The organism is Winogradskyella poriferorum (assembly GCF_050618035.1).
GTDB lineage: Bacteria > Bacteroidota > Bacteroidia > Flavobacteriales > Flavobacteriaceae > Winogradskyella > Winogradskyella poriferorum_A.
The window spans coordinates 230,389-252,031 of the sequence record NZ_JBODPY010000002.1 but is presented as its reverse complement, the minus strand read 5'-3'; the positions used below and the strand labels follow the sequence as shown (position 1 = coordinate 252,031).

The 21,643-nt window shown below is 34.2% G+C and carries 22 protein-coding genes; 15 read left to right on the top strand and 7 right to left on the bottom strand.

Annotated features, from left to right (window positions below; translation table 11 throughout):
* Positions 1–12 precede the first annotated feature (12 nt).
* The 4 genes from ychF to ACRHOC_RS06005 all read right to left on the bottom strand — a co-directional run bounded on the left by ychF (position 13) and on the right by ACRHOC_RS06005 (position 2,233).
* Positions 13–1,107 (bottom strand): redox-regulated ATPase YchF, encoded by a 1,095-nt coding sequence (ychF, locus tag ACRHOC_RS06020; RefSeq protein WP_431157684.1) that lies wholly within the window; start codon positions 1,105–1,107, stop codon positions 13–15.
* A gap of 80 nt (positions 1,108–1,187) precedes the next feature.
* Entirely contained in the window at positions 1,188–1,601 is a 414-nt protein-coding gene (locus ACRHOC_RS06015; protein ID WP_431157683.1) for a DUF1801 domain-containing protein, read from the bottom strand.
* 13 nt (positions 1,602–1,614) lie between these two features.
* Positions 1,615–1,770 carry a hypothetical protein gene (locus ACRHOC_RS06010; protein ID WP_431157682.1) on the bottom strand — a complete coding sequence of 52 codons (156 nt, stop codon included), beginning with the start codon at positions 1,768–1,770 and terminating at the stop codon, positions 1,615–1,617.
* Between the two features lie 109 nt (positions 1,771–1,879).
* On the bottom strand, positions 1,880–2,233 hold the full coding sequence (locus tag ACRHOC_RS06005) for a 4Fe-4S dicluster domain-containing protein (protein WP_431157681.1): 354 nt from the start codon (positions 2,231–2,233) through the stop codon (positions 1,880–1,882).
* 70 nt (positions 2,234–2,303) lie between these two features.
* Between ACRHOC_RS06005 and ACRHOC_RS06000 the strand changes: the two genes are divergently transcribed.
* From ACRHOC_RS06000 to ACRHOC_RS05960, 9 genes are all read left to right on the top strand, one after another.
* Positions 2,304–3,362: an acyl-CoA reductase gene (locus ACRHOC_RS06000; protein ID WP_431157680.1), complete on the top strand. Its 1,059-nt coding sequence runs from the start codon at positions 2,304–2,306 to the stop codon at positions 3,360–3,362.
* A gap of 72 nt (positions 3,363–3,434) precedes the next feature.
* The gene (gene serC, locus ACRHOC_RS05995) at positions 3,435–4,496 is read left to right on the top strand and encodes a 3-phosphoserine/phosphohydroxythreonine transaminase (RefSeq protein WP_431157679.1); all 1,062 of its coding nucleotides are present in this window, start codon (positions 3,435–3,437) and stop codon (positions 4,494–4,496) included.
* 13 nt (positions 4,497–4,509) lie between these two features.
* Positions 4,510–5,460: a D-2-hydroxyacid dehydrogenase gene (locus ACRHOC_RS05990; RefSeq protein ID WP_431157678.1), complete on the top strand. Its 951-nt coding sequence runs from the start codon at positions 4,510–4,512 to the stop codon at positions 5,458–5,460.
* Positions 5,461–5,564: 104 nt separating this feature from the next.
* The gene (locus ACRHOC_RS05985) at positions 5,565–6,200 is read left to right on the top strand and encodes a DUF937 domain-containing protein (RefSeq protein WP_431157677.1); all 636 of its coding nucleotides are present in this window, start codon (positions 5,565–5,567) and stop codon (positions 6,198–6,200) included.
* 189 nt (positions 6,201–6,389) lie between these two features.
* Positions 6,390–6,827, top strand: a complete 438-nt coding sequence (locus ACRHOC_RS05980; protein ID WP_431157676.1) for a DUF6146 family protein — start codon at positions 6,390–6,392, stop codon at positions 6,825–6,827.
* A gap of 27 nt (positions 6,828–6,854) precedes the next feature.
* The gene (locus tag ACRHOC_RS05975) at positions 6,855–7,349 is read left to right on the top strand and encodes a DUF6787 family protein (RefSeq protein ID WP_431157675.1); all 495 of its coding nucleotides are present in this window, start codon (positions 6,855–6,857) and stop codon (positions 7,347–7,349) included.
* Between the two features lie 47 nt (positions 7,350–7,396).
* Positions 7,397–7,738, top strand: a complete 342-nt coding sequence (locus ACRHOC_RS05970; RefSeq protein ID WP_431157674.1) for a hypothetical protein — start codon at positions 7,397–7,399, stop codon at positions 7,736–7,738.
* Between the two features lie 52 nt (positions 7,739–7,790).
* Positions 7,791–10,187: a TonB-dependent receptor gene (locus ACRHOC_RS05965; RefSeq protein WP_431157673.1), complete on the top strand. Its 2,397-nt coding sequence runs from the start codon at positions 7,791–7,793 to the stop codon at positions 10,185–10,187.
* A gap of 65 nt (positions 10,188–10,252) precedes the next feature.
* Positions 10,253–10,837 carry a hypothetical protein gene (locus tag ACRHOC_RS05960; protein ID WP_431157672.1) on the top strand — a complete coding sequence of 195 codons (585 nt, stop codon included), beginning with the start codon at positions 10,253–10,255 and terminating at the stop codon, positions 10,835–10,837.
* Between the two features lie 48 nt (positions 10,838–10,885).
* Here the strand turns inward: ACRHOC_RS05960 and ACRHOC_RS05955 are convergent, their stop codons facing one another.
* Positions 10,886–11,152 carry a hypothetical protein gene (locus ACRHOC_RS05955; protein WP_431157671.1) on the bottom strand — a complete coding sequence of 89 codons (267 nt, stop codon included), beginning with the start codon at positions 11,150–11,152 and terminating at the stop codon, positions 10,886–10,888.
* A gap of 207 nt (positions 11,153–11,359) precedes the next feature.
* Between ACRHOC_RS05955 and ACRHOC_RS05950 the strand changes: the two genes are divergently transcribed.
* The 4 genes from ACRHOC_RS05950 (at position 11,360) to hutI (ending at position 17,389) form a co-directional block, all read left to right on the top strand.
* A complete protein-coding gene (locus tag ACRHOC_RS05950; protein WP_431157670.1) occupies positions 11,360–13,801 on the top strand; it encodes a DUF5916 domain-containing protein in 2,442 nt (813 codons plus the stop codon).
* A 52-nt stretch (positions 13,802–13,853) separates the two neighbouring features.
* Positions 13,854–14,519, top strand: coding sequence for an ABC transporter ATP-binding protein (locus ACRHOC_RS05945; protein WP_431157958.1), 666 nt, complete (start codon positions 13,854–13,856; stop codon positions 14,517–14,519).
* A 136-nt stretch (positions 14,520–14,655) separates the two neighbouring features.
* Positions 14,656–16,053 (top strand): class II fumarate hydratase, encoded by a 1,398-nt coding sequence (fumC, locus tag ACRHOC_RS05940; protein WP_431157669.1) that lies wholly within the window; start codon positions 14,656–14,658, stop codon positions 16,051–16,053.
* Positions 16,054–16,150: 97 nt separating this feature from the next.
* Positions 16,151–17,389, top strand: a complete 1,239-nt coding sequence (gene hutI, locus ACRHOC_RS05935; protein WP_431157668.1) for an imidazolonepropionase — start codon at positions 16,151–16,153, stop codon at positions 17,387–17,389.
* Positions 17,390–17,452: 63 nt separating this feature from the next.
* Here hutI and ACRHOC_RS05930 read toward each other — a convergent pair whose 3' ends face one another.
* Positions 17,453–18,340 carry a chromosome partitioning protein ParA gene (locus ACRHOC_RS05930; protein WP_431157667.1) on the bottom strand — a complete coding sequence of 296 codons (888 nt, stop codon included), beginning with the start codon at positions 18,338–18,340 and terminating at the stop codon, positions 17,453–17,455.
* A gap of 88 nt (positions 18,341–18,428) precedes the next feature.
* Between ACRHOC_RS05930 and ACRHOC_RS05925 the strand changes: the two genes are divergently transcribed.
* Together ACRHOC_RS05925 and ACRHOC_RS05920 are read left to right on the top strand one after the other, a co-directional pair.
* Complete coding sequence (locus tag ACRHOC_RS05925; protein WP_431157666.1) at positions 18,429–19,445, top strand: formimidoylglutamase; 1,017 nt, start codon at positions 18,429–18,431, stop codon at positions 19,443–19,445.
* Positions 19,435–19,905, top strand: coding sequence for a GNAT family N-acetyltransferase (locus ACRHOC_RS05920; RefSeq protein WP_431157665.1), 471 nt, complete (start codon positions 19,435–19,437; stop codon positions 19,903–19,905). The genes ACRHOC_RS05925 and ACRHOC_RS05920 overlap by 11 nt, the downstream gene beginning before the upstream one ends.
* On the opposite strand, the gene ACRHOC_RS05915 is transcribed toward ACRHOC_RS05920, so the two are convergent.
* On the bottom strand, positions 19,895–21,550 hold the full coding sequence (locus tag ACRHOC_RS05915; protein ID WP_431157664.1) for a SulP family inorganic anion transporter: 1,656 nt from the start codon (positions 21,548–21,550) through the stop codon (positions 19,895–19,897). The two genes, ACRHOC_RS05920 and ACRHOC_RS05915, sit on opposite strands and share 11 nt — an antisense overlap.
* Positions 21,551–21,643 lie beyond the last annotated feature (93 nt).

The following is a 21,643-nucleotide window of genomic DNA, read 5'->3' as shown; positions in this document are numbered from 1 at the left end:
TATTTTTAGGTACTAAACGTTAAATAAGAAATGCATCACATCACCATCTTTAACAATATAATTTTTACCTTCAACGCGCATTTTACCTGCCTCTTTTACTTTAGACTCACTACCAAAACTAACATAGTCATCAAAACTTATAACCTCTGCTCTAATAAAACCCTTTTCAAAGTCTGTATGGATGACTCCTGCCGCTTGAGGTGCTGATGCTCCCACAGTAACTGTCCACGCTCTTACCTCTTTTGGTCCAGCAGTAAAATAGGTCTGTTGCTTTAATAGTTTGTATGCCGATCTTATCAATTTCGCAGAGCCTGGCTCATCTAGACCAATATCAGCAAGAAACATTTGACGCTCCTCATAATCATCTAATTCATTAATGTCTGCTTCTGTACCAACCGCCAAAACTAAAACTTCGGCATTTTCGTCTTTAACGGCTTCTCTCACTGTTTCTACATAAGCATTCCCACTTGTAGCTGACGACTCATCCACATTACAAACATACATTACTGGCTTATCAGTAATAAATTGTAACGGTTTTACATACTCTGCATAATCCTCATCAGAAAAATCTAATGCACGTACAGAATTTCCTGCTTCTAATCCATCTTTTATCTTTAAAAGAACAGCTTCTTCAGCCTGTGCTTCTTTATTACCTGTTTTGGCCGCACGCTTAACTTTGTCGAGCTTTTTCTCTGCAGTCTCTAGATCCTTCAACTGAAGTTCCATATCAATAGTTTCTTTATCTCTAATTGGATCTACAGAACCATCAACATGAACAATATTATCATGATCAAAACAACGTAAAACATGGAGTATGGCATCAGTTTCACGAATATTGGCTAAGAACTGATTTCCTAAACCTTCGCCTTTACTGGCTCCTTTTACCAAACCAGCTATATCAACGATTTCTACAGTAGCAGGAATTACTTTTTCTGGATTTACAAGTTCTTCTAGCTTGGATAATCTTTGGTCTGGCACATTAACAACACCAATATTTGGCTCAATTGTACAAAATGGAAAATTTGCACTTTGTGCTTTGGCATTAGATAAACAGTTAAAAAGTGTTGACTTTCCTACGTTTGGTAATCCTACAATTCCAGCTTTCATGTATTACTTATTTTGCGAGTGCAAATGTAGTTAATTAAGACAGATAATAATGATGAATTATCCATGTAATTTAACTAGGACTAATGCCAAGTAGCATCTTTACTTTTTAAAATTAGTTTCCTTAGAATATTAAGGTCAATATCTTGAAGCTTGTTCACATATAAACACCCTTTTCCCCATTTACATTTACCTAATTTGGAAATTAGTTCTTGTTCCTTATTTATATCAAAGGTTAAATAGATAGTGATTTTTGTCTTCCTTGGCGCAAATCCTACATTAAACCACTCGTACTCCTCTTTTCCTTGCTTTCGCTTGTATTTGTATTTGCCAAATCCAATAATAAAATTGTCACCCCAAACCTTTGGTTTATAACCTGTAACCTCTTCTATTAGTTTAAGTAAGACTCTACTATCATCTTGTTTAGACTTGCTATCTACAGCATTAATAAAACCTTCTACGCTTTTATTGGTCTCTTTAGTCGCAAGCCCAGCCATACTTTTATAGTTCTTAATTCTCTTTTGTAATTCCCTGAAGAAAAGCACCTATTGCTACTCCAATAGCAATTCCCATAGGTATCCATAACCCAATTTTATCTGTAGCAATTCCTACAGCAGTACCTATTGCTATTCCTAATGGAAGTTTACTTTCTTTTTTACTTGACATAAGTTACAATTTTTAATTTATAGGTATACATCTCGATAAAAGCGTTACAATTGGATATAAAAAAATCCTAAGCATGGCTTAGGATAGGTTTATCTAGATATTTTTAGGTTTAATCTTCTGGATGCATAAAACGTTGTTTGCCTAACAATTCCTCTTCGGTTTCAACTACATCCTCATCTGGCACACAACAATCTACCGGACAAACAGCTGCACACTGTGGTTCTTCATGAAAGCCCATACACTCAGTACATTTATCAGGTGCGATATAATAGACTTCATCACTTATAGGTTGTTGCGTTTCGTCTGCATCCACCTCCTTTCCATTTGGTAATACAATTCTACCGGTTAAACTTGTCCCATCTGAATATCTCCAATCATCTGCGCCTTCATATATAGCGGTATTTGGGCACTCTGGCTCACAAGCGCCACAATTAATGCATTCATCAGTAATTATAATTGCCATAATCGTTTTTCTTTTCCTTAATTTTGCAGTTGCAAAAATAAAGCCAAAAAGACTTTTTACCAAACACCCAATGGATTTACAACGAAGAATTAACGCTTTCTCTAAACTAGGATTGTTTTTAGGTCAATTTTCGGATTCTGAAAGTGAGAAAAAAGATTCTAACGCATCTAATACTATGTTTTTTGATGGTTTTAAGCATCAAATAAAATTGGCAAAAGAATCTAATGGATGGTTTACAAAAGAAAACATATATTTCGCTTTAGAATCTTGGTCTAAAATACTGAATAACAATAGTATTGAACAATGGTTATCAAAGTATAACTTTAATTCAGTTGAAGAGAAAGAAATTGCTATTATTATGGCAGGAAATATTCCTATGGTTGGGTTCCATGATTTTATTTCTGTATTACTTTCTGGTCATCGTGTCTTGGTGAAACTCTCATCAAACGATAAACATTTATTACCCTATTTAGCCAAATATTTAGAACATATAGAACCTGGCTTTAAAGGTAAAATTAGATTTACCGAAGAAAAACTAAATGACTTTGATGCGGTAATCGCAACAGGAAGTAATAATACAGCACGGTATTTCGAATATTACTTCCGTAATAAACCCTCTATCATCAGAAAAAATCGTAATTCGGTAGCAATCCTTAAAGGAAATGAAAGTAAGGAAGAACTCGAAGCTTTATCTGACGATATCTTTAGATACTATGGTTTAGGTTGCAGAAGTGTATCTAAATTATTTGTTCCAAAGGATTATAATTTTGATGCCTTTTTTAATGCTGTTTACAAATGGCATCCTATAATACATGAAGCAAAATATGCCAATAATTATGATTACAATAAGGCGGTTTACTTAATGAGTGAATATGATATGCTCGAGAATGGATTCTTAATGTTAAAAGAAGATGAGTCCTATGCCTCTCCTATTGCTACCTTGTTTTTTGAATACTACAATGACCTAGATCATTTAAGGCAAAAATTGACTGAGGACAAAGAAGATATACAGTGTATTGTATCAAAAGATTTTATGCAAGATGAGGTGCTATTTGGTCAAACACAGAAGCCTCAATTATGGGATTATGCAGACAATGTTGACACTGTTGAATTCTTGTTAAAAACATAATCTAAAAATTATCAAATTGCTAATGCTTATTCCTTAATAAATTAGCATTTTTGTACCTCTAAAATAACTATCATGAAAAAACATAATTTTAGTGCAGGTCCTTGCGTATTACCTAAGTCTGTAATGGAAAAAGCAGCTGAGGCTGTAGTTAACTATGACGATGGCTTATCCCTTATAGAAATCTCACATCGTAGCAAACCATTTGTAGATATAATGGAAAATGCGAGATCGTTAGCCTTAGAGCTTTTAGGTCTTGAAGGTAAAGGTTACAAAGCTTTATTCTTACAAGGTGGGGCGAGTACCCAATTTTTAATGGTTGCGCTTAATATGCTAGAAAAGAGAGCTGGTTATCTTAACACTGGTACATGGTCTGATAAAGCCATAAAAGAAGCTAAAATTTATGATGATATTTATGAAGTAGCCTCCTCTAAAAGCGCTGGATATAATTATATTCCTAAGGGTTATGATATTCCAGAAGACTATGACTACTTCCATTGCACATCAAACAATACCATTTTCGGAACACAGATTAAGGAATTTCCAAATTCTCCAATTCCAATGGTATGTGATATGAGTAGTGATATTTTTTCACGTCAACTCGATTTTTCTCAGTTTGACATTATCTATGCAGGAGCTCAAAAAAATATGGGGCCTGCAGGTACAACACTAGTTGTGGTAAAGGAAGATGTTTTAGGAAAAGTTTCAAGAAAAATTCCATCAATGATGGATTATAAAATTCATATTGGAAAAGGCAGTATGTTCAATACACCTCCTGTATTCCCAGTATATGTTTCCATGTTAACACTAAAATGGCTCAAAGACTTAGGTGGTATTAAGGCAATTGAAGAAGAAAATGAGAAGAAAGCGCGTTTAATCTACTCAGAAATAGACCTAAACCCATTATTTAAAGGTTATGCCGTTAAGGAAGACCGCTCTACAATGAATGCTACCTTTACCTTAGAAAATGAAAACCTTAAGGAAACCTTTGATGCGATGTGGAAAGAAGCAGGTATCAATGGTCTTAATGGTCATCGCAGTGTTGGTGGTTATAGAGCGTCTATGTACAATGCCTTAAGTCTCGACAGTGTTAAGGCCTTGGTAGAAGTTATGAGTGAATTAGAAAGAAAAGCATAAAACGAAAAGAAAAATGAAAGTATTAGCGAATGATGGCGTTTCTCAAAGTGGTATTACTGCTTTAGAAAAAGCTGGTTATGAAGTATTGACGACAACTGTTGCACAAGAGCAGCTTCAGAATTATATAAATGATAATGACATTTCTGTATTACTGGTACGTAGTGCAACTAAAGTGAGAAAAGACATTATCGATAATTGCCCTGGACTTAAAATAATTGGACGTGGTGGTGTTGGTATGGATAATATCGATGTTGAGTACGCAAGAGAAAAAGGGATCCATGTCATAAATACACCTGCAGCATCTTCACACTCTGTTGCAGAGCTTGTTTTTGGTCATTTCTATGGATTAGCAAGATTTTTACACAATTCTAATAGAGATATGCCATTAGAAGGTGACAAAAACTTTAAGAGCTTAAAGAAAGCTTATGCTAAGGGTATAGAACTTAAAGGTAAAACTTTAGGTGTCATTGGATTTGGTAGAATTGGACAAGCAACGGCTAAGATTGGTATTGGAGCCGGTATGAAGGTTGTGGCTTATGATCCATTTATTGAGGAGACAAACTTGGATTTAGATTTTTACGATGGGCAAAAAGTAAGTTTCAATATTAAAACAACCTCTAAGGAAGAGGTTTTAAAGAATGCTGATTTTATCACTTTACATGTCCCTGCTCAGAAGGAATATGTTATAGATGAAAAGGACTTTCAATTAATGAAAGATGGTGTCATTTTGGCTAATGCGGCGCGTGGCGGTGTTGTTAATGAAGTTGCATTAGTAAAAGCAATTGAAAGTGGTAAAGTAGCGAGAGCTGCTCTAGATGTATTTGAAAAAGAGCCACAGCCAGAGGTTCAATTACTTATGAATTCATCACTTTCACTTACACCTCATACTGGTGCCGCAACAAATGAAGCACAAGATCGTATTGGTGTAGAATTAGCAGATCAAATTGTAAGTATTCTAGGATAATTTAAAATTATCTGTGACTTTCTTAAAACTTATGAGTCCTAACTATGTTGGGACTTTTTTTGTACCTTCAAAAACGTAAAAAATTAATCGATAAAAAAAGAAGTATGTCAGGGATTTTAGACTTATTAAACAGTGATCTTGGAAAAACTATTATAAATGGTGTTTCTGGTTCTACAGGAAATGATTCAAGCAAAACAAGCAGTGTTTTAACAATGGCGCTACCAGTATTAATGAAAGCTATGGAGCGCAATGCCTCAACCCCTCAAGGTGCACAAGGGTTAATGGGTGCTTTAAACAGTAAGCACGATGGTAGTATATTAGACAACTTAGGAGGCCTTTTTGGTGGTGGTGTTGATGAAGATGTAAAGGTTGATGGTGCAAAAATATTAGGTCATGTTTTAGGTGGTAGACAACAAGGCGTGCAAAAAGTAATTGGTCAGAAAGCAGGAATTGATGCAGGTTCTGTTGGTGATATTTTAAAAGTTGCAGCTCCTATATTAATGGGTGTTCTTGGGAAGCAAGCACGTCAGAGCAACGTAAGTTCAGAAAATCAATTAACAGGCCTTATTGGTGGAATGTTAGGTGGTAGTCAAACCAAAAATGAACAGAGCTTTTTAGAACAAATTCTTGATGCAGATGGTGATGGTAGTGTGATTGATGATGTTGCAGGTATGGTACTTGGAGGTAGTAAAAAGAAAGGTGGCCTTGGTGGGTTACTCGGAGGTTTATTCGGAAAATAGTCATCTATTATATATAAATAAAAAAGTAGCTCTTTTTGGAGCTACTTTTTTATTTGAATAGGTTTTATTGCCATTTCACTCATTAAGACTAACCCTACACAATATTTAGCTTTTTAATTTGATGCAAACCGCTTTGATTTGTATAATCATTATGAAAAAAATGAGTTTTAATTTTTAAATTTATAGTCTATGAAGAAGCTTATAAATATCCTTACAATTCTAGCATTAATTTTCAGTTGTAAATCCTATAACACCAGCCAAGTCATTAATCATGATTCTGAAGATGCTTTAGTTGAACCTGATACAGTCTCAATAAGTAGTGATGAAACAGATTATGAGATAATAATTATAGAGCCTGGTTTTAGACAATGGCTTATGGGTACCGCTAGACCAAGAGGTTTTCACTCTCAGACTTTTTTAGAATCGAGAAACGCCTTGTTAGTTCAGTCTTGGAATCAACGTAACCTCCAACCACAAGTTTACGACCCAAGTTTGTATGAGTTACGAATTGATTACGATGTTAATACCGACTATGGTTATGAAGTCAACTACCTTCTTTACAACTATTTCGTTTACTTTCAACTTAAATATAATCAACGATTAACCGCTTTTGTTCCTAGAATTTGACGTAATTTTGCACCGCAAATGCAAATTATGAAGGCTTTTAAGGAAAAATGGGAGATTCAAGAAAATTGGCAACTTTTATTCCCTTTACTTGGGTTAATTGGTGTATGTTATTCTGCCTATAAAATTTCGAAAGCACTACTTTCTGAAAGTGAAATTTATTGGGTTCTTATCGTTGCGGTTGTAATCGCTTACATCCTAATTAAAATCACCCTCTTTTTGTTTAAAAAGCTGGAAAACAAATGGATACTCAATTACAGATGGGAAATGATACGTGTGTTCATTGTTTTTGCAATTACAGGATCTTCTTCAATGCTTATTGGACGGCCTATAATAAAGTTTTTAGGGATTACTAAAGAAAACTTAAACCCTATCCTATATTGGGTATTATTTATTATTATTGGCCTTGTATTTTATCAAATACTTTTAATTATATTTGGCTGGTTGTTTGGACAGTTTAGGTTTTTTTGGGAATTCGAAAAAAAAATGCTCAGACGATTTGGTTTTTTTAAAGATCGAAAATAAGAATTAAAAGACCTTGATATCTAGTAAATACTAGGTTTGGAGACAGAATGAGGAAGAACTTTATTAAGTTTATAGCACTATTTTTTCTATCACTATTACTAACTAGTAATACCATAGGACTTCATGTCTACCTCCATCACGAAAATTCTGATCAAACTACAAGCAATACTCAAGATCATGATAATGATCAAGAAATTCCATGTGAGATATGCTTAATTGCAATTAACCTTAATAGTTTGGATTATGATAATTCCTTCGAATATAAGTTCGTTGGATTGTCAAATGATGATACTTTTAATAAAAAAGACGTTATCGGGTATTATGATTCATTCTATAATCCCATTCTGAGTTTTTCTAGAAGAAATAAAGCACCACCATACCTTATTTAATACGTCAATAACGGAATAACAAGATTAATAACAAAGATATTATAATTAAAAAATGAAAAATATCTTATTAGTCTTATTTCTACTGGTTATAAGTTTTGGCTATTCTCAAAATTGCACCAATCTGTTGATTGGGCAAGTCTCAGATTTTCACGACAACACTGTTTTAGAAAATGCCACAATAAAACTTATAGGTACAAATAAGATTGCAATATCAGATAAAGAAGGAAAATTCAAATTTGAGAATTTATGTGATAAAACATATAAAATTGAAATCTCTCATTTGGCATGTAAAACGAAAGTAGTGCAGATTAATGTTAAAGGTGATACATATGAATCAATAGTTTTAGAACATCATTTAGAGCAATTAAATGAAGTTGTCGTTGTGGGCAAAGATCAAACTAATTCCACTACAGCACAAGAAACAGTTCTAAAGAGTGATTTAATTGATCAATATAGTAGTTTAAGCCTTGGTGACGTCTTAAAAGAAGTTCCAGGAGTATCATCAATAAACACTGGTAATACAATTGTAAAACCTATGATTAATGGTTTACATAGTAGTAGAGTTCTTATTATGAATAATGAAGTACGATTACAAGATCAAGAATGGGGAATTGAACATGCTCCAAATGTTGACGTAAATAGTGCCAATCAGATTTCAGTAATAAAAGGCTCAGGTGCACTTGCATATGGCGGTGATGCCGTAGGAGGCGTTGTCATAATAAATCCAAAACGTATTATTAGACTAGATACCTTGTATGGAAAAACTATATTGGGTGGACAAACTAACGGTCGCGGTTATAATATTTCAACAAGTTTAAATAAAAACTATAGTTCTGGCTGGTACGCATCATTTCAGGGCTCGTATAAACGAAATGGGGACTTTGAAGCACCTGACTATAATTTAACCAATACGGGATTAGACTCAAAGGGTATCTCGGTTCGGTTTGGGAAATCAAATTTTGAAACTGGTTTTGAATTCTATTACAGTTACTTAGATAATGAGATTGGTATTTTAGGTACCTCACACATTGGAAGCGTTTTTGATTTAGAGCGTGCAATAAATTCTGGACAGCCATTTTTGATTGAAGATTTTAGCTATGATATTAATGCGCCTAAACAAGAAATTATACATCATTTAGCAAAAGCTAAATTTTACAAGCGTTTTAAGAACTTTGGAAAGCTGAATCTTCAGTATGACTATCAAAATAATCAACGTCTTGAATTTGATGTTAGACTAGGTGACAGAAGAAATATACCTGCAATTGATTTAACTTTGCAGACTCATTCACTTTTAGCAGATGTTAGTTTAGACTCTAATTTAAACCAAAAAATAAATTTTGGATTAATGGGTCGCTTTCAGGACAACTTTGCTGATCCTGAAACGGGTGTAAGACGTATTATCCCTGATTATAATAAATATGATTTTGGCACTTATGTGACTACCGAATTTAAGATAAATGATAACCTACTTGGTGATGCTGGAATTCGTTATGATTTTAACAGGATTGATGCCAAAAAATTCTATAGAAAATCACGTTGGGAAGAACGTGGTTATGATGAGGATTTCTCAGATATAATAATTGATGAAACTCCAACCCAATACCTTACAAATCCTATTTTCGACTATCATAATTTATCTGCATCGGCTGGCATAAATTACAGTATTAATGACAAAAACTCAGTTTTAATTAACTATAGTCTAGCCAGTAGACCACCAAATGTAGCAGAGTTATTTAGTGATGGACTTCATCATTCTGCCGCACGATTTGAATTAGGAGATATACGATTTGTTCAAGAAATTTCAAATAGGGTTTCTGCGTCATACATTTATAATACCAATAATTTAAATCTAACTACTGAAGTTTTTTATAATAGAATTAAAGATTTTATTTACTTAAGACCTTTTGACTTCATTAGTACAGTTAGAGGACCTTTTCCTTTATGGGAATACCAGCAAACTGACGCAGAAATGTATGGTTTAGATGTTTCGGTTAACTATAAAATAAATGACAAATGGCAATTTCAAAATAAAACTGCCTATATAAAAGGTAATGATTTAAGTACAGATATGGCAATAATAGATATCCCACCATTCAATACGACAAATCAAATTACCTATAATAACGAATCTTGGAACAACTTTTCTGCCAGCTTAAAATCAGAATGTGTGTTTGAACAAAAAGATTTTCCTGATTTTAATTTCGAGGTAGAAGATGAACTCAATGAGGAAATGATCTTAGTTGATATAAGTTCACCTCCACCTGCATATCATTTATTGCATTTCTATGCTGATGCTACTTTTAGTATAAAAAACAGGACTAATTTAAATGTAAGTTTTGGCATAAATAATCTGTTGGATACCACATACAGAAATTACTTAAATCGTTTGAGATTTTTCGCAGACGAACTAGGAAGAAACATAACGTTGCAATTGCAACTTAACTATTAAATAAATTTTTAACTTAATATTCAAACTTTAATACAATGAAAATCAATTATTTAAATTTTAATTTTATGAAATCTACTAAATTTTTTCTAAGCGCAATAATATGTATGGCGCTAGTAACTACTTTCACGTCATGTTCAGATGATGATGATCCAGATCCAGTACTTGAAGAGGAGTTTATTACAGACTTAACCTTAACATTTACAAATACTGCAGATGCAACGGATGTTGTAACTTTAACAAGTACAGCACCAGATGGTTTTGAGGATGGTACTTCTACTGAGAATATTGTTGGTACTTTTACCAGTGGTGCGACTTATGCTCTTACGTTAGCTATCACTAATGAACAAGAAAACCCTGCTGATGATGTGTTAAATGACGATATCATTCCAGAAGCAGACGAGCACTTTTTTGCATATGCTGTAAATGGTATTAATCTTACCATGACAAGAGATGCAGGTGATATCGCTGGACCTGACGGAAGCAAACTAGGTGTTAATACAACTTGGGTTGCAGGTGCAGTAAGTAATGGAAATCTACAAATCAGATTAATTCATGAGCCATCTACAGTAGATGATTCAAATGAATTTGGTTCTGCAACTGGAGGATCAGAAGATTTTAATATTACTTGGACAGGTGTTGCCATCCTTTAATATTTATTAAACTTAAACCAAAAAAAGCACTCCTAATGAGTGCTTTTTTTATGCATTAATATTTTGAGTTTTTGTTTTTAAGACATAGGTGTATATCCACATTAAGGTAAAAGTTGGAATAACATCTAGGAAGGGCAAAGCCTCTTCAATAAATGAAATTACCGCAGCAATTTTGCCTTCTTTACCCTTATACAATTTAGTCATAAGATATGCCGACAAGGGTGCCCAAATAAAATCAAAAAGAGGGAAAAATAAGGATACGTAACCCAGAGCATCGCATAAGAGGCTTATTGCTAATAATTTAAGTTTATTCATTAAAGTGTTTTATTGTTTACTTTTAATTTGCAATAAGTATTCCAAATTAATTAATACTGCCATTTCATCTTAAAATACGTTAACATCCTTTAAACCTTTTTAACGATTAATTAAGAGCGCATGCCTATGAGTAAATGTAGCTTTGCATTTTAATACAAATAGATAGCTCAAAAAATAGACTTCAGTTAATACTTCCCACCCAAAACTATGCAACCACGTTTCATATTATCTTTAGTCTTAGTCATTTTATTTTTTCAACTTTCCGTCTCCCAAGAAAAAAAATCACTTCAGATTGAACGTACATCGAAAGCGCCGAAAATAGATGGTAAATTAGATGATATTGCTTGGAAAAATGCAGAGATTGCCACAGACTTCATTCAATTTAGACCAGAAATTGGAAATCCGCTTCCTGAGGAACAACGCACAGAAGTTAAAGTCACTTACGATGACCAAGCGATTTATGTTGCTGCTTACCTCTACGATGATCCTAATCTTGTCATGAAACAATTGGTTAATCGTGATAACTTTGGTCAAACAGATTTTTTCTTAGTTGTATTAAATCCAAATAACGATGCACAAAACGATACGAGCTTCTTTGTATTTAGCTCTGGCCAACAAGCTGATGCCATTTCAAATCCAAGTATAGGTGAGGATTTTGGTTGGAATGCTGTATGGAATAGTGCTGTTGAAATGAAAGATGACGGTTGGACTGTCGAAATGAAAATACCTTATCGCACGCTTCGCTTTGCAGATCAAGAAGAACCAACTTGGGGTTTACAATTTCATAGACAATTTAGAAGAGACCGTTCTCAATATACTTGGAATCCGATTGACCCAACCAAAGGTTATGTTGGTCTTTATAATGGAGAAATGACAGGTTTAGATAATATTAAACCACCTGTTAGGCTTAACCTCTACCCTTTTACAACCGGAATATTAAACACTTTTGATGGTGAGGTAGATTCTGATCTGCGCTTTGGTATGGATATAAAATATGGTATTACAGATAACTTCACTTTAGATGCAACGTTGATTCCAGATTTCAGTCAAGCTGGTTTTGATAATATCGTATTAAATCTAGGTCCGTTTGAACAAACCTTCTCTGAACAGAGACAATTCTTTACAGAAGGTGTAGACCTATTTTCTAAGGGTGGCCTGTTTTTTTCAAGGCGAATTGGTAGTGCTCCAACGGGTGAACTTATTTTGGCTACTAATGAGTCCGCAAATGTGCCAGGAGAAGTTAAAGTACTTAATGCACTAAAAGTCTCAGGACGAACAAAAGATGGTTGGGGTTTAGGTATTTTAAATGCCATTACAGAAAAGACTTATGGTACCATTACTAATGAGGATACAGGTGAAACAAGAGAGGAGGTTGTTGAACCTTTTACAAACTATAACATATTAGTAGTAGAAAAACAATTTGGAGGTAATTCTGCAATTAGCCTTATTAACACCAATGTTACCAGAGAAGGAGAATTTAGGGATGGCAATGCTACGGCATTAGTGGCAAATCTCGTTAACAAAAAGAATACCTACAGATTAGACACCGAACTTCGTATGAGTAATGTAAATTACCAGAACGCATCAACAGAAACAGGATTTAGTAGCTTTTTATTTGTCGGTAAAGTAGCTGGTAATTTTAGGTATAGCTTTGATCATAGATTTGCAGACACTAAGTATGATATAAATGATTTAGGTCTTAACCTTAGAAATAATAGAAATGACTTTGGTTTCGACTTTTCTTATCAAACCTTTGAACCCTCAGGTCGATTAAATAGTTATCGTTTTAATTTCTTTACTAATTATAGAAGATTAGTAGATCCAAATACCTTCTCAAGATTTAATATAGGTGGTGGTTATCGAGCATTTACCAGAAAATTAGACGCTTATGGTTTTAGATTAAATGTACAACCAGGTAAGCAGTATGACTTTTTTGAATCTCGGGATGGACGCGCCTTTATCTTTGAGAATTCTGTGAGTACTGGCGGTTGGGTATCAACTAATTATAATAGAGCGTTTGCAATAGATATAAGAGCAAATGTGGCAACATTATTTGAGGAAGGACGTGACCTTTTCCGTTATGATTTTGAATTTGAACCACGTTTCCGTTTTTCAGATAAGTTACTAATGGTTTATGGATTAAATTTTGACTATCGCAATGGAGACCGTGGTTACGCAACAAATGTTAATGGTGTCCCTATACTTGGTGAACGTAACAGACAAATAGTTACCAATACCCTTTCTGGTAACTATACCTTTAATCCATTTCATAGTTTAGGCCTTACTTTTAGACACTATTGGGATACCGTAATGTATGACTATGATATGTTTACATTGTTAGATAATGGACGATTAACTACAGCAGATGGTTTTAATAAAGATAATATTGGAGGCGACCCAGACATTAACTTTAGCACGTGGAATGTAGATTTAAGTTATTCATGGCAGTTTGCACCTGGCAGTTTCCTTACGGCATTATATAGAAATCAGTTGTTTAATTTCGATGAAAATGCTGATGATAACTTTACCGAAAGTCTCGATTTGTTATTTCAACAACCTATAAGAAATACCTTTTCATTACGCGTCCAATACTTTATAGATTATAACGGAATAAAATCCGTATTTAAAAAGAAACAATCCTCTTCCTAATATTGTGCAATTACACTTTTAGTGTTACTTTCACGCTGGTATGGGTAAAACAATCATTTCTGCAAAAGATATTAGAAAAGCCTACAAGGACTTAAAAGTTCTTAAAGGTGTTGATATTACCATTAACGAAAGTGAAATAATTTCGATAGTAGGTGCTTCTGGAGCAGGAAAAACTACATTGCTTCAGATATTGGGAACTTTAGATAAACCAGACTATACCGCGAATACTCAATTAATAATAAATGAAGCTAAAATAAAAGACCTCAAAGAAAAGGCACTAGCTAAATTTAGAAACCAGAATATTGGGTTTATTTTTCAGTTTCATCAATTACTACCAGAATTTACGGCTTTAGAAAATGTATGTATTCCAGCGTTTATTAATAATACAAGTAAACCTGAGGCTGAAAAAAGAGCAATAGAGCTCTTAGAATATCTCGGATTAGGAAACCGTTTGAATCATAAACCTAATAGCTTGTCAGGTGGAGAGCAACAACGTGTAGCAGTTGCTAGGGCTTTAATTAATAACCCAAATATCATCTTTGCAGACGAACCATCAGGAAATTTAGATAGTGAATCTGCTGAACAACTACATAAGCTTTTCTTTAAACTCAGAGATGAGTTTAACCAGACTTTTGTCATTGTTACGCATAATGAAGATTTAGCTAATATGGCAGATCGAAAACTCACCATGATTGATGGTAAAATCATAGATAAATAGTCATTTCAAGCTCTTATTTTAAATCAGAGGTGTTCTGCTTACTTTATTAGTCTCTTATTAGAAAGAAAATGACTTTCTTCAGTATTTAGAAGATTCTAAATCTTTAATTTTGCAAAGCTTTTAAATTTATTGAAACATGAATTATAGAATAGAAAAAGATACAATGGGCGAAGTTAAGGTACCAGCAGATAAACTCTGGGGTGCTCAGACAGAACGTTCGAGAAATAACTTTAAAATCGGTGCACCAGCAACGATGCCATTAGAAGTTGTACATGGCTTTGCTTACCTCAAAAAAGCAGCAGCTTATACCAACTGTGAATTAGGTGTTTTATCTAAAGAAAAAAGAGATTTAATAGCACAAGTATGTGATGAAATATTAGATAATAAGCACAATGATCAATTTCCATTGGTAATTTGGCAAACAGGTTCTGGTACTCAAAGTAACATGAATGTTAATGAAGTGATTGCTAATCGTGCACACCAAATAGCAGGTAAAGTTATTGGTGAGGGTGAAAAGACTATTCAACCTAATGATGATGTCAATAAGTCGCAATCTTCAAATGACACTTTCCCAACTGGTATGCATATTGCCGCCTATAAAAAAGTTGTAGAAACTACAATACCTGGTGTTATTCAATTACGAAATACATTACACAATAAATCTATTGCATTTAAAGATGTTGTAAAAATTGGTCGTACGCATTTAATGGATGCTACACCATTAACTTTAGGGCAAGAGTTTTCTGGCTATGTTTCTCAATTAGATCATGGTCTTAAAGCACTAGAAAACACTTTATCACATTTAAGTGAGCTCGCATTAGGTGGTACTGCAGTTGGAACTGGTCTTAATACACCACAAGGGTACGATGTTTTGGTGGCTAAGTATATTGCTGAATTTACAGACCTTCCATTTGTGACCGCTGAAAATAAATTTGAAGCATTAGCAGCACATGATGCTATTGTTGAAACACATGGTGCTTTAAAACAGATTGCTGTTTCACTTAATAAAATAGCTAATGACATACGTATGATGGCCTCTGGACCTCGTTCTGGTATTGGTGAAATTACAATCCCTGCAAACGAACCAGGAAGTTCTATAATGCCGGGAAAAGTTAACCCTACGCAGTGTGAAGCAATGACAATGGTTTGTGCGCAAGTAATGGGTAATGATGTCGCCATTGGTGTTGGTGGAACACAAGGACACTATGAACTTAATGTATTTAAACCAATGATGGCTGCTAACATTTTACAATCAGCTCAATTAATCGGAGATGCTTGCGTTAGTTTTGATGTTAACTGTGCAAGTGGTATAGAACCAAATCATGCTGTGATAAAAGAGTTATTAAATAATTCTTTAATGTTAGTAACCGCATTAAATACTAAAATTGGTTATTACAAGGCTGCTGAAATTGCAAATACAGCCCATAAAAACGGAACAACCTTAAAAGAGGAGGCCATTAATTTAGGGTATGTAACAGCTGAAGAATATGAAGATTGGGTTAAACCAGAAGATATGGTTGGAAGTCTTAAATAAGAGGATTTTCAATAATTTAGAAACGCCATTCTGTAAAGAGTGGCGTTTTTTTTATTGAGAAAAATTAACAATCTTTACACTAAACCATCCACTAACTATGTCAATTCTAATAACTAATATCAAGCAACTCCTCCAAGTTTATGACCATAATGTCACTATCGTAAAGGGTAAGGATATGAATCAATTAAGCGTTTTGGAAAATGCGTATTTATACATTGAACACGATACGATTATTGAATATGGTAAAATGGAGGATTACCATCCTATTGAAGCAGAAACCACAATCGATGCCACTGGCAGAATCGTATTACCGTCTTGGTGCGACTCGCATACGCATATTGTTTATGCTGGTGATAGAACAAGTGAGTTTGTTGATAGGATAAATGGTTTAAGTTATGCTGAAATAGCAAATCTTGGTGGTGGTATTTTAAATTCGGCCAAAGTGCTTCAGGAAACCTCTGAGGATGATATTTACAACCAATCCATCAAACGATTAGATGAGGTCATAAAAATGGGTACCGGAGCTGTTGAAATTAAAACAGGCTATGGACTCTCAGTAGATGCAGAATTAAAGATGCTAAAAGTAATAAAGCGTATTAAACAAGATACTTTAGCTTTTATTACACCTACTCTACTCGCCGCACATGCGATTCCTGAACCCTTCAGAAAAGACAAAAAGAAATATGTAAAGCAGATTACAGAGTCTTTGATACCTAAGGCTAGTGAACTAAATATTTCGCATTTTATTGATGTTTTCTGCGAAGAGGGCTATTTTGATATTGAGGATTTAGAAAGTATCCTAAAAGCTGGTAAGTCCTATAATTTCAGACCTAAAATCCATGTTAACCAATTTAATGTTTTAGGAGGAGTGGCCATGGGTGTAAAACATAATGCCCTTTCTGTAGATCATTTAGAATTATTGGATGATTCTGATATAAAGGCCTTAAAAGGAAGCAACACCATGCCAGTCGCTTTACCAGGTTGTTCCTTTTTCTTAGGTATTCCTTATACTCCAGCAAGAAAGCTCATAGATTCTGGTCTACCATTGGCCATTGCTTCAGACTACAATCCTGGATCTGCACCAAGTGGTAATATGAATTTTATTGTCGGTGCGGCCTGCGTTAAATTAAAACTAACACCAGAAGAAGCTATTAATGCCGCTACGATTAATGGTGCTTACGCCATGGGAATAAGCAACATGTACGGCAGTGTTACGAGAGGTAAAAAGGCCAATTTTATAATTACAAAGCCAATGGATCATTATAGTGAGATTCCTTACCAGTTTGCCCATAATCCTGTAGAGCAGATTATTATTAATGGACAGTTACTAGAATAAAAAAATCCAGAATCATTAATTCTGGATTTTTTGCTATCAATCAACCAATTTTTAAGCTCAGTCTTACTTCAATACAAATTCTGAAGCAGAAATAAGCTCTTTATCATTAAATACATTGACGCGGTAACGCCCTTCTTCAAACTTTGATTCGTCCGAAGCACTAATGTATTCACATATATCTAAGTTTCTATTTTCGTAGTTAAAACGACTAATGATACTGTAATTTAAAACCTGATCCTCAAATTGTACCTGACCATTAGCACCCAATACATTATTCTTTGGGTCTATAACCTGCACATATAATTCTTTGTCACCAGCCTCAGTTAATGTGTTCTTGGCTACAGTAAAACAAATTTTAATCTTATCACTACGTTTAGCACGTTCAGTTGGTATTTGTTTACCGCTGCGTCGTTCAATAACACCTAATCCTTTAAGACCAACCGTTTGAAGCGAAGCGGCATCTTCAACTACATTTGCTAATTCTGTATTTTGAACTAGTAAAGAATCTGTAAACATTGTACGTTCTTTTAACTGTACTTGAGTACTATCTAATGATACCGCAAGCAGTTCGTTCTCTACTTTAAGACGATCGTTTTCTTCAAGTAATATTTCCATCTCCTCTTGAAGTGCCAAGTACTTCTTTCTGTATCTCCATAAGCTATTCACACTATTCTGAGATACCTTTAATGAATCCATAAGATTTTGAATACGCTCGCGAGCATCAATCAAATCTTGATTAGTTCTTTCTCCTTCTGCGATAGCATCGTCATAATCTTTAGCCATATTGCTAAGATCTTTCATTACTTGTTGTTTCTCGCTAATTAATACACGTTCTGTCTCTTGCTTTTCACTGTAAAGTTTTGACGTGTAAAATGCTGTTCCTAAAAATAAAACCAATAGTATGCCTAAACCTATTTTTAAACCGCTATTAGACTTTTGTGAACCTTCCATAAATTATGTTTTAAGTTATTGTTATTCCTTTTTTAACTTCATTAAAGATAAAATAAAAATGTACATTTATCTTTAATTAATTCACCTTATGAAAAACCTTGTTTTACTTACTAAACAAACTAGAAATGCTCTAATTAACCTTAGAAAAGGTGAAACGAAATTTGGTGAAAACATTAAGTTATTACCATCTCTCAATAACATATACGAAGATATCCAAGCTTTAGATGTCGACTATGTCGTTTTTGGTATAAAAGAAGATATCGGAGTTAGAGCAAACTATGGAAAAAAAGGATGTAGAAAGGCTTGGGATGTAGTACTAAGTAGCCTTTTGAATACTCAGAGTAATGGCTTTATTAACGCAAAAAGAATTCTAATTTTAGGCCATTTAGATTACCAAGATTACATCAACGAAATAGAAGAACTTAACAATAAGAAAAAACAGATACCACGACTACGTAAAATAGTTGATGAAATTGACAAAGACGTGTGTTATTTAGTGTCTACTATTGTTAAAGCTGGTAAAGTGCCTATAATTATTGGTGGTGGTCATAACAATGCCTATGGCAATATTAAAGGAAGTGCACTGGCATCAAACAGTAAAATAAATGTTGTAAATCTAGATGCCCATACAGATTTTAGATCTGAAGAAGGGCGACATAGTGGAAACGGATTTAGTTATGCTTATGCTGAAGGATTTCTTAAACGCTATTTTATTTTTGGGCTACATGAAAATTATACATCGAATACCATTTTAAAAACCTTAAATAAAATAAAGGATGTTAAATACAATACATTTGAAGCTATAGAAATTCAAAAGAAAATTAGCTTTGAATCTGAATTAATAAATGCTTCCAATTTTATAGCTAATACACCCTTTGGTATTGAGGTAGATTGTGATGCTATTGAAAACATGCCTAGTAGCGCCATGACACCTTCAGGTTTTTCTATGAATCAGGCTAGACAATTTGTTCATCATTTTGGCTCGAATAAATTAGCGACTTACTTACATATATGTGAAGCGGTTCCTTTCAAAAAATCACCTGTGAATGTTGGTAAAGCTATTAGTTATTTAATTACAGATTTCATTAAAGCCCATGGTCATTGATATCATAGATTTTGATAGTGCTTACGCCAAGTATTTTTACGATTTAAATATTGAATGGTTACAAACCTATTTTTATGTAGAGCCCTTTGACGAAGAGGTATTGAGCAAACCGGAGGATTATATCATCGATAAAGGTGGATTTATATTTTTTGCCAAAATAGACTCTAAAATCGTTGGCACAGTAGCCCTAATGCCAACAGAAACTGAAGGTGTTTTAGAATTAACTAAGATGGCTGTATTACCTCAAGAACGAGGCAAAAAAATAGGACAGAGATTGTTACAACACTGTATCGATTTTGGCAAGTCACATCATTTAAAAGCCCTTCTCCTCTATTCTAATACCAAACTTGAAAATGCGATCTATCTTTATAGAAAATATGGGTTTGTAGAACAAGAACTTGAGTCAAACAGTCCCTATAAACGCTCCGATATAAAAATGTTGTTACAACTTAAAGCTTAAACTGCGCTTTAAGTGCATCGAAGGCATCTTGTATATTACTAAAAATATGCTCCTCCGAAATTAGATCGGGAACAATATCTATTGAAATAAGTTTGTCTTTAGGCTGTTCCTGAACGGCAGTTAACAATACCTGAACGCCTCGCTTTTCGAGGTCTAAGACTGCATTTTCTAAAGCGTACAAACCAGACTGATCAATATAGGGAACTCGATCCATACGTATGATAAGTGCCTTTACCTCCTTTGGTATATTAGCAATCTCATCCTGAAAATGAGAGGTAAAACCAAAAAACAATGGTCCATACAAATGTTTTATATAAACCTTATCCTTATACTTATCATAAAACTCAATCTCATCTTGCCAAGGCTTTTCACCATCGAAACCTGCAATGGTACCTACTTCTAAACCTTTTTCACCAATATCACTAGCACGCTTCATAAATAATAGAGAGGCTAATAATAATCCAATCCCTACAGCTTGTATTAAACTTCCAAAGGTTGTAATTAATAAAACAATAATTAAGACTATGGCATCAGCTCTAGGCACTACTAATAAGTGTTTCAATCCTTTTACATCAATAATTTTAAATGCTATTGGTATTAATAAACCTGCTAATACACATAATGGAATATGCGCTGCTAATGTGCCTAATCCTAACAACACTGCTAATAAAAATAAGCCATGAGTAGCACCAGATAGACGTGTACGACCACCAGAATTGATATTAATAACTGTCCCTTTTGTTGCTCCTGCACCAGGAATTCCACCAAATACAGATGCAATTGCATTTCCTATTCCTTGTCCAATTAATTCTCTGTTACTATTGTGCTTTGTCTTTGTCATGTTATCAGCAATAACAGAGGTCAATAAAGAATCTATAGAACCTAAAACTGCCAATACTAAGGCATACTCAGCCACTAGAGAATAAGCACTCGCATCAATCGAGAAAATACCATCAAGCTGTAGTGAAGGTAATCCTGATGGGATTTCGCCAATTACAGGTACATCCCATTTTAAAAAATAACCTACTAAGGACGCTGCAATAAGTGCTACCAAAGCACTAGGAATTACTTTTGTGATATAGGGAAAAGCATAATAGATAACTACGGTAAGCCCTCCTAAGGCAAGTGCCTGCCAATTAAATTCTGCAAATAAACGTGGGAGATCTGTAATAACTAACCAAGTAGATTTAGCCGACTCCAATCCTACAAAAGGAAATAACTGTAAGATTACAATAATAAGACCCACACCACTCATAAAGCCAGACACAACTGGATAAGGAAAGTACTTTACATAACCAGCAATATTAAGTAGTCCAAATACAATCTGAAAAACACCACCAAGAAGAAAGGTTAAGATTATAATTGGCATTGCTGCCTCAAGGCTACCTGCTAGCTCTATAGCACCTGCCACTAATGCCGCAGAAACCACAGTCATAGGTCCTGTTGGTCCACTGGCTTGAGTCGCTGTACCACCAAAAATTGCAGCAAAAATACCAACTGCTATAGCACCATAAAGACCAGCCGTTGCACCTAAACCAGATTGTACTCCAAAAGCTAAGGCTAATGGTAATGCAACAACACCAGCCACTAAACCACCTGTTAAGTCGCCTTTTAAATATTTAAAATCGTAAAGTTTTGAACTCATAAATGAAGTAATTTTGACACACTTCGAAATTAAGACTTTAAGGTCAGATTAGCTAAAAATCTTAATTATGATAAAGGGTTTAAATCCTTAATG

Bases quoted from the DNA above. Each gene is read 5' to 3' on its own strand.
- ACRHOC_RS05960 (WP_431157672.1), top strand. From the start codon at position 10,253: ATGAAATCTACTAAATTTTTTCTAAGCGCAATAATATGTATGGCGCTA.
- ACRHOC_RS06015 (WP_431157683.1), bottom strand. From the start codon at position 1,601: ATGGCTGGGCTTGCGACTAAAGAGACCAATAAAAGCGTAGAAGGTTTT.
- ACRHOC_RS06000 (WP_431157680.1), top strand. From the start codon at position 2,304: ATGGATTTACAACGAAGAATTAACGCTTTCTCTAAACTAGGATTGTTT.
- ACRHOC_RS05965 (WP_431157673.1), top strand. From the start codon at position 7,791: ATGAAAAATATCTTATTAGTCTTATTTCTACTGGTTATAAGTTTTGGC.
- ACRHOC_RS05950 (WP_431157670.1), top strand. From the start codon at position 11,360: ATGCAACCACGTTTCATATTATCTTTAGTCTTAGTCATTTTATTTTTT.
- ACRHOC_RS05915 (WP_431157664.1), bottom strand. From the start codon at position 21,550: ATGAGTTCAAAACTTTACGATTTTAAATATTTAAAAGGCGACTTAACA.
- ychF (WP_431157684.1), bottom strand. From the start codon at position 1,107: ATGAAAGCTGGAATTGTAGGATTACCAAACGTAGGAAAGTCAACACTT.
- ACRHOC_RS06005 (WP_431157681.1), bottom strand. From the start codon at position 2,233: ATGGCAATTATAATTACTGATGAATGCATTAATTGTGGCGCTTGTGAG.
- ACRHOC_RS05955 (WP_431157671.1), bottom strand. From the start codon at position 11,152: ATGAATAAACTTAAATTATTAGCAATAAGCCTCTTATGCGATGCTCTG.
- fumC (WP_431157669.1), top strand. From the start codon at position 14,656: ATGAATTATAGAATAGAAAAAGATACAATGGGCGAAGTTAAGGTACCA.
- ACRHOC_RS05920 (WP_431157665.1), top strand. From the start codon at position 19,435: ATGGTCATTGATATCATAGATTTTGATAGTGCTTACGCCAAGTATTTT.
- ACRHOC_RS05985 (WP_431157677.1), top strand. From the start codon at position 5,565: ATGTCAGGGATTTTAGACTTATTAAACAGTGATCTTGGAAAAACTATT.
- ACRHOC_RS05925 (WP_431157666.1), top strand. From the start codon at position 18,429: ATGAAAAACCTTGTTTTACTTACTAAACAAACTAGAAATGCTCTAATT.
- ACRHOC_RS05930 (WP_431157667.1), bottom strand. From the start codon at position 18,340: ATGGAAGGTTCACAAAAGTCTAATAGCGGTTTAAAAATAGGTTTAGGC.
- ACRHOC_RS05970 (WP_431157674.1), top strand. From the start codon at position 7,397: ATGAGGAAGAACTTTATTAAGTTTATAGCACTATTTTTTCTATCACTA.
- ACRHOC_RS05975 (WP_431157675.1), top strand. From the start codon at position 6,855: ATGAAGGCTTTTAAGGAAAAATGGGAGATTCAAGAAAATTGGCAACTT.
- serC (WP_431157679.1), top strand. From the start codon at position 3,435: ATGAAAAAACATAATTTTAGTGCAGGTCCTTGCGTATTACCTAAGTCT.
- ACRHOC_RS05980 (WP_431157676.1), top strand. From the start codon at position 6,390: ATGAAGAAGCTTATAAATATCCTTACAATTCTAGCATTAATTTTCAGT.
- ACRHOC_RS06010 (WP_431157682.1), bottom strand. From the start codon at position 1,770: ATGTCAAGTAAAAAAGAAAGTAAACTTCCATTAGGAATAGCAATAGGT.
- hutI (WP_431157668.1), top strand. From the start codon at position 16,151: ATGTCAATTCTAATAACTAATATCAAGCAACTCCTCCAAGTTTATGAC.
- ACRHOC_RS05990 (WP_431157678.1), top strand. From the start codon at position 4,510: ATGAAAGTATTAGCGAATGATGGCGTTTCTCAAAGTGGTATTACTGCT.